General features: G+C 66.1%; 5 protein-coding genes. 4 read left to right on the top strand and 1 reads right to left on the bottom strand.

Features of this window, described 5'->3' with window-relative positions:
• The 4 genes from U9980_RS18660 to U9980_RS18645 form a co-directional block, all read left to right on the top strand.
• Positions 1-284, top strand: a 284-nt coding sequence (locus U9980_RS18660; protein WP_322769089.1) for an acetyl-CoA carboxylase biotin carboxyl carrier protein, incomplete at its 5' end; no start/stop codon positions are given.
• On the top strand, positions 281-1,639 hold the full coding sequence (locus U9980_RS18655; RefSeq protein WP_322769088.1) for an acetyl-CoA carboxylase biotin carboxylase subunit: 1,359 nt from the start codon (positions 281-283) through the stop codon (positions 1,637-1,639). The genes U9980_RS18660 and U9980_RS18655, both read left to right, overlap by 4 nt.
• A gap of 382 nt (positions 1,640-2,021) precedes the next feature.
• Complete coding sequence (locus tag U9980_RS18650; protein ID WP_322769087.1) at positions 2,022-2,891, top strand: arpA protein; 870 nt, start codon at positions 2,022-2,024, stop codon at positions 2,889-2,891.
• Positions 2,892-3,843: 952 nt separating this feature from the next.
• Positions 3,844-5,676 carry a choline/carnitine O-acyltransferase gene (locus U9980_RS18645; RefSeq protein WP_322769090.1) on the top strand — a complete coding sequence of 611 codons (1,833 nt, stop codon included), beginning with the start codon at positions 3,844-3,846 and terminating at the stop codon, positions 5,674-5,676.
• A 106-nt stretch (positions 5,677-5,782) separates the two neighbouring features.
• Here the strand turns inward: U9980_RS18645 and U9980_RS18640 are convergent, their stop codons facing one another.
• Positions 5,783-6,649, bottom strand: a complete 867-nt coding sequence (locus U9980_RS18640; RefSeq protein WP_322769086.1) for a carbohydrate ABC transporter permease — start codon at positions 6,647-6,649, stop codon at positions 5,783-5,785.
• Positions 6,650-6,704 lie beyond the last annotated feature (55 nt).

Raw genomic sequence — 6,704 nt, 5'->3', positions numbered from 1 at the left:
TGCGGGCCGAGCCGGACACCGACGTCCACGTCCTGCGTGCCGGCACGGTCGGTGTGTTCTACCGGGCATCCGAGCCTGGGGCCAAGCCGTTTGTCGCCGAAGGCGACACGATCGTCCGGGGCCAGCAGGTTGCGATCATCGAGGCGATGAAGCTGATGATCCCGGTGGAGGCGGACGTCTCCGGCCGCGTCGTTGAGCTGTTCGTAACCGACGGTACCCCTGTCGAGCACGGCGAGCCACTGCTGGCGGTGGCCGCCGGCACCACCACCGGTGCCGGCCGATGATCAAAAAAGTGCTGATCGCCAACCGTGGTGAGATCGCGTTGCGGGTGGCCCGCACCTGCCGTGAACTGGGTCTTGCCACGGTGGCGGTCCACTCCGCCGCCGATCGCGACTCGGCGGTCGTCCGGTTCGCCGACGAGGCGGTGCAGATCGGGCCCGGCCCGGCCAAGACGAGCTATCTGCACATCCCGGCTGTGATCGAGGCGGCGCGGGGCTGGGGTGCCGACGCGATCCACCCCGGCTACGGTTTCCTGTCGGAGAACGCGGACTTCGCCGAGGTGTGCGAAGAGGAGGGCCTCACCTTCGTCGGGCCGCCGGCGTCGGTGATGAACTGCCTTGGCGACAAGGCCAGCGCCCGTTCGATCATGTCCGAGGCCGGGCTGCCGCTGCTGGCGGGTAGCCGGGACGCACTCGACCACGCCGACGAGGCAGCGGAGTTCGCGGCCGGAATCGGATTCCCGGTCATCATCAAGGCGGTGGCCGGCGGCGGTGGGCGCGGCATGGCCGTGGTCGATGACCCCGACGCGTTCCTTCGCGCCTACAGCGAGACTCGAGCCAGCGCCCAGGCGGTGTTCCGCGACGGGCGGCTCTACGTGGAGCGCTATCTGCAGTCCGCGCGCCACGTCGAGGTGCAGATCCTCGCCGACACCCACGGTAACGTCGTCCACCTCGGCGCGCGCGACTGCTCGTTGCAGCGTCGTCACCAGAAGCTCGTGGAGGAGACGCCCGCTCCGCGACTGCCCGCCGACACCGTCGAGCGCATGTGTGACGCCGCGGTCCGCGGCGCACTGGCGGTCGGTTATGTGGGCGCGGGCACCTTCGAGTTCCTGGTCGACCCGGCCGGTCAGTTCTATTTCATGGAGGTCAACTGCCGGCTCCAGGTGGAGCATCCGGTCACCGAGATGGTCACCGGGATGGATCTGGTCCGCGAACAGCTACGCGTCGCCGCCGGTGAACCGCTCGGGTTCTCCCAGGACGACGTCGCCGCGCGCGGCGTCGCGATTGAGTGCCGGATCAACGCCGAGGACCCGACGGCGGGTTTCACGCCGACGCCGGGGGTGGTCAGCGAGTTCTCGCTGCCCGGCGGCCCGTTCGTCCGCGTCGACACCCATGTCTTCGCCGGCTACCGCATTCCGGCGCTGTACGACTCGCTGCTGGCCAAGGTCGTCGTCTGGGCACCCGATCGAGACCAGGCACTCGCGCGGATGCGTCGGGCACTCGACGAGCTGCGCCTGAGTGGTCCGACGGTGACAACGACCGCCGGCTTTCTGCGCGGTGTCCTCGACCACCCCCGGTTCTGCCGGGCCGAGCACGACACGTCCCTCATCAACGAGATCACGGCGGTACCGCGTCCCTGATCCGCGTCCCTGATCCGCGTCCACCCCGGCAGACAGCAGAATCGATCTTGCCGGGGTGTTCATAGAGCGACCGGCAATAGGGGACGTGGCGTCGCGGGGCTGGGGCACGCACCTCGCTGTGTTGTCGTCGGTCGCCACCCAACACCAGGGTGACTTCCTCCTCCGCCTCGCGATCTACGCGCCCCAGCCCCGCTCCTTGATCCACGCCCCTGTTGCCGGGCGCTCTTAGTGTCGCATGTCACAAACGACTTCACGGCAATTGAATTACGAGCAACAATGTGCTGAATCGCTGGCTGTGGATGGGCGCCACACACAGGGATTGCCGAGTCGATTGGGGTGTCCCGGCCCAGGGCGGTGCCCCTGGCAGATGGGGAGGATCCTCATGAGCACATCGGGGGCACGGGTGGTTGGACGGGTGGTCGACACGGCTCGCTATCCCCTGGCAGCGCCGACCGGAGCCGACTGGAAGTACGTGGTTTCTCGCACCCGCCGCGAGCTGCACAATACCGGCTGCAGCGTCCTGCCTGGTTTTATCAGGCCGTCCCGGTGTGAAGAATTACAGCAGGAATGCGCGACGATCGCGCCGGCGGCGTATTACGAGGTCGAAACGGTGAACGCCTACAACATCGCACCGGACGCGATCCTTCACGAAGATCATCCTGCTTCCGTCGCCATGCGGCGCGGCAATGCGTTTGTGGCACGCGATCGCATACCCGAGGATTTCATCATCCATCGGCTCTACACCGACGAACTGTTTCAGCGCTTCATCGCGGACTGCTTCGGGCTGGGCCGCCTCCACGAGCTCGCAGACCCCCTTGCCGGGCTGTGCCTCAATGTCGTCATGCCAGGAATGGAGCATCCCTGGCATTTCGATACAAATGAGTTCGCGGTGAGTCTGCTCACCCGGGAACCGCGAGCCGGTGGTGTGTTCGAGTATTGCCCGGACATCAGGTCCGCGCAGGCGGAGAATTTCGACGACGTGCGGGCCGTGTTGGCCGGCCGCGGTGGGCACCTGATTCGTCGGCTGTCGTTGCGCCCGGGTGATCTTCAGCTGTTCAAAGGCCGTTATTCGATGCACCGGGTGAGCTCTGTGCACGGCGATACAGCACGCCACTCGGCGATCTTCGCATATAGCGAACGCCCTGGTGTCGTCGGCAGCGTGACGCGGACGAGGCAGCTTTTCGGTCGCGTGCTGCCACAACATCTGGCGGCCGAGGGAAACGTTGTGCGGGTCGACCGACTACTGGATTAGGAGCTTGCTGGCGTGCTGCCTACGACGCCGGACCGTTGCCTGTTCTGTAAACCAGGGAGGAGCATAACCCGTGCATTTCGACACCACCGGAAAAATTTCCCTCGACCACATCTACACGCAACCCGATCCGCGCGCCTATTTCAGTACGTTGCGCGCGCTCGACTACCGCATCCCGCAGCTCGCCAAACCCTATTTTACAAAACTTATCGAGGAATACCGGAGCTTACAGCAGAACCGGGCTCCAAATATCCTGGACATCGGCTGCTCATACGGCATCAATGCCGCTCTGTTGAAATTCGACGTGACTATGGACGAGCTGTATGAGCGTTACTGCGGCATCGATGCCCGGTCGCAGACCCGCAGTACGCTGCTGACCCGCGACCGGGAGCTGGTCCGTTCGCGTAATCGCCGCACGTGCACCCGGTTCGTGGGCCTCGACACGTCCCACCCCGCCCTTTCCTATGCGCTCTCGGCCGGCTTTGTCGACGACGTGGTATACGCCGACCTCGAACAGCGCGACCCCACGGAACGACAATGCCAGCAGTTCACCGGGGTGGATCTTGTTATCTCGACCGGCTGCCTCGGTTACGTCACGGAGCGGACCATTGCACGGGTTGTCAGCGCCAACAGCGAGCGCAGGCCGTGGATGGCGCATTTCGTCCTGCGGATGTTCCCGTTCGAACCGGTAGCCGAGAGCCTGGCCGGGCTGGGATATGAAACCGTACACATCGAACATGTGTTCAAGCAGCGGCGGTTCGCCTCCCCGCAGGAGCAGTCACTCGTCCTGGACACGCTGTGGGCCGTCGGTGTTGATCCGCGCGGGCTGGAAGCCGACGGCTGGCTGTACGCGCAGCTCCACGTCTCTCGGCCGCGTGACACGAAAAGTTACGCGGTCGTGGATCTGGCAACGAGCAACGAATCATCCAGCTCTCCGAAACCACCGAGGTTGACGATGAACGCGAAATCTGATCAGGATTGGTCTACCCGTACCTTTGGCAATGAGGACCGGCTGCCGCGGGTGCCGTTGCCGACCGTGGCGGCGAGCTGCGAGCGATTCCTCGCGTGGTGTGCACCGTTGTTGACCGCGGCCGAGCTGGCGACGACCGAAGCCGCGGTGGCCTCCTTCCGCGAACCGGACGGTGCCGGTCACAAACTCCACGCGGCGCTTGAGGAGTACAACGCCGGTGATGGGGTGCACAGCTGGCTCGACACATTCTGGCAGTCCCGGTATCTGGGTCGACGCGACCGCATTGCGATCAATGCGAATTACTTTTTTCTGTTCAAGGACGCCGGCCTGCAACAGGTGGACCGGGCGGCCGGGCTCATCGCCGGGGCCGTCAACTACAAGCTGGCGCTCGACGAGGAACTCGTAGCGCCGATCGTCGCGCGCGGGCAGGCTCTCTCGATGGAGCAGAACAAGTTCCTGTTCGCCACCACGCGTATACCCGGACCTGTGCAGGATACCGTCCGCGCCCCCTACAGCGAACAGTGCCCGGGCCCATCCCGGGCGCGCCACATCGTGGTGTTTTTCCGGGGGCACATGTTCCGCATGGACGTGCTGGGCCCGGCTGGTCGCCCCCACACGTTGGACGATCTCGTGGCGGGTCTGCAGTCAATCATGAAGGCCGGTGCGGTGCGGGCTGCACCGGAGCAGTCGGTCGGCCATCTCACCACCATGGCCCGGGCACAGTGGGCGGCTACTCGCCACGCGCTGCTCGGCTGCCATCCCGGCAACGCCGACGCGCTCGACGCGGTGGAAACCGCGCTGTTCTGCGTGTGTCTGGAGGATTTCGTACCCGCGCACACGCTGGCGGCATGTGACAACCTCCTGCACGGTGACAGCGGTAATCGGTGGTTCGACAAGGCCGTGTCCCTGATCGTTTTCGGCGACGGCACCGCCGGTATCAATGTGGAGCATTGCGGTCTGGATGGGACGACGGTCCTCAGTTTTGTCGACGCGCTGCTGGGTGCATCGGCGCAGGAGCACTCGGCGCGGTCGGGGTCGCTGGCCCAGGGCCTGCCGAGCGTCACGCCCGTCGAGTTCGTGCTCGATGGTGACCTGCGGGCCGATGTGCGGGCCGCGGGTGCCGCGTTCGCCGCGTACGGGGCCAACGTCGCCACCACCATCGCGTCGTTCGAGGATTTCGGTGGAAACCGGGCCAAGGCGCTGGGGATGTCGCCTGATGCATTCGTGCAGCTGGCCTATCAACTCGCTCACCAGCGCGCCAAAGGAATGGTCGGCGCCACCTACGAGTCGATCGCCACCCGACAGTACCGGCGCGGGCGTACCGAGGCGATGCGCGTTGTCACGCCCGAGGTGATGCGTTTCGTCGCCATGATGGATGACCCCGACGTGGATGTGGCAACCCGCAACGCCGCATTCCGGGCAGCTGCCGACGCGCACGTGGAACGGGCGAAGGCGTGCCAGACGGGGCAGGCTCCCGAGCAGCACCTGTGGGAGCTGGCGCTGATTGCGCAGCGGCGCGGCGAAGCGCTGGGGGTGCCCGCGGCGCCTGCCCTGTACGAGACCCCGGGCTGGCTCACGATGCGGGACGACTATCTGAGTACCAGCTCCGCACCGTCGGTCAACGTCGAGTACTTCGGTTTCGGGTCGACCAGCAGCCGGTGCATCGGCATCGCCTATGTGTTGCTGCCGGACCGCTTCAACCTCTACCTGAGCACACCGCGCCCGGTGGCCGACGACATGTTCGTCTTTGCCGACAAGCTCCGGGAAGCAGTGCGTGAACTGCAGGATCTGCTGGAGACCGAGAAGGCGGCGGTGTGAGCGAGGCCACGTAGCCGATCACGCCGTCCATGCCTGCGGCGGCCGGCCGGTAACCATCCCGGCTGGCCGACGCTGCGCCGGGGCCGGGGCCGGGGCCGCCCGGGTATTACCGCAGGCCGGAGTGCACGAACGCGTTGACGATGTGCCGCTGGAGAATCAGGTAGAGGGCGAAGATCGGCAGGCAGGACAGCCCCGATGCGGCCATGATTCCGCCCCAGTCGTTTCCCTCGGTCCCCCCGAGGAAGCCGCGCAGCCCAAGCTGGATCATCGAGTTCGCCTGCTGGAGCACCAGCGACGGCCAGAAGTACTCGTTCCACGCATTGATGAACAGCACGATCCCGAGGGCGGCCAGCGCCGGCCGCAGGTTGGGCACGACGACCGTCCACAGCGTCGACCAGGACGACCGCCCGTCGATGCGGGCTGCGTCCAGCAGGTCCTTGGGGAAGCTTTCCATGTGCTGGCGCAGCAGCAGGACGCTCAGGGCGGTGCACAGCGTCGGGATGACCACGCCGGCGAGTGTGTTCAGCAGACCGAGCCGGAACAGCAGCGTGTAGTTGGGCACCATCGTCACCTGGAACGGCACCAACCACGTTCCCACGAACAGCAGATAGAGCAGCCGCTGGCCGGGAAAGCGCCAGGCCGTGAACGCGTAGGCGGCGAGCAGACCGGTCAGCAGCTGTCCCGCAGCGGTCAACGCCGCCACGACGGCCGTGTTGAGGAGCAGCGCTCCGATCGGGACGACCTCCGCTGCGTGCCGGTAGTTGCCCAGCGACAGCGGCCAGGGAAGGAGCGACGAGCCGTAGACATCGCTGGGACGGCGCAGCGACGTCGCGTACATCCAGCCGATCGGGACGATGCAGGCGAGGCTCAGCACCGTCAGCACGACGTGGCCGATTAAGCGCGACCGGCAATAGGGGACGCGGCGTCGCGGGGCCGGGGCACCCACCGGCCCGTCCACCGTGAAGCCGGTCATCGGTCACCCTTCGTGGCGATCGTAGGGACGAGGGTGGTCATCCACGAGTCATCAG

It is taken from the genome of Protofrankia sp. Cr1 (assembly GCF_963555865.1).
In the GTDB taxonomy this organism is placed as follows: Bacteria; Actinomycetota; Actinomycetes; order Frankiales; family Frankiaceae; genus Protofrankia.
Note: the sequence above shows the minus strand (reverse complement) of the source record. Positions and strands in the feature narration are given on the sequence as shown.

What these genes read in the sequence shown, in the direction of transcription:
- U9980_RS18640 (WP_322769086.1), bottom strand. Translation starts at nt 6,649, where the DNA reads ATGACCGGCTTCACGGTGGACGGGCCGGTGGGTGCCCCGGCCCCGCGA.
- U9980_RS18645 (WP_322769090.1), top strand. Translation starts at nt 3,844, where the DNA reads ATGAACGCGAAATCTGATCAGGATTGGTCTACCCGTACCTTTGGCAAT.
- U9980_RS18650 (WP_322769087.1), top strand. Translation starts at nt 2,022, where the DNA reads ATGAGCACATCGGGGGCACGGGTGGTTGGACGGGTGGTCGACACGGCT.
- U9980_RS18655 (WP_322769088.1), top strand. Translation starts at nt 281, where the DNA reads ATGATCAAAAAAGTGCTGATCGCCAACCGTGGTGAGATCGCGTTGCGG.